The sequence below is a fragment of the Arthrobacter sp. LAPM80 genome (assembly GCF_046736435.1).
In the GTDB taxonomy this organism is placed as follows: domain Bacteria; phylum Actinomycetota; class Actinomycetes; order Actinomycetales; family Micrococcaceae; genus Specibacter.
Genome location: NZ_JBCHVD010000079.1, coordinates 1 through 358, shown reverse-complemented (window position 1 = coordinate 358; position 358 = coordinate 1). Strand labels below are relative to the sequence as shown.

Below are 358 nucleotides of genomic sequence, written 5' to 3'. Positions count from 1 at the left end.
CTGGAGTGTTCCCGTTTTTGTGGACTCGGGATTATGCCGCGAGTTCGTGAATAGATTTATAGCCTAACTCAATTTCATTCGGTGTCAAATATCCAAGCGCGGAATGACGCCGCCGGCTATTGTAATACCCTTCAATCCACATGAACGTTTCTTGCCGAAGCCGTTTCAGAGTGGGCCATGGTTTAGTGTGGATAAGTTCTTTCTTGTAAGTTGCAAAGAATGATTCTGCCACGGCATTGTCGTAACATGTTCCCGTGCGTCCGAGCGAGCGTATTATTTTGTTCTCCACACAGTATTCCGCGAAGACGTTCGATGTGAATTGCGTGCCGCGATCTGAATGGTAAATTACGGGCGCTGT

General features: G+C 47.5%; 1 protein-coding gene. It reads right to left on the bottom strand.

The features are described from left to right. Window positions 1-31: 31 nt before the first annotated feature. A partial coding sequence (locus tag AAGW05_RS18610) for an integrase core domain-containing protein (RefSeq protein WP_411806041.1) occupies window positions 32-358 on the bottom strand: 327 nt, incomplete at its 5' end.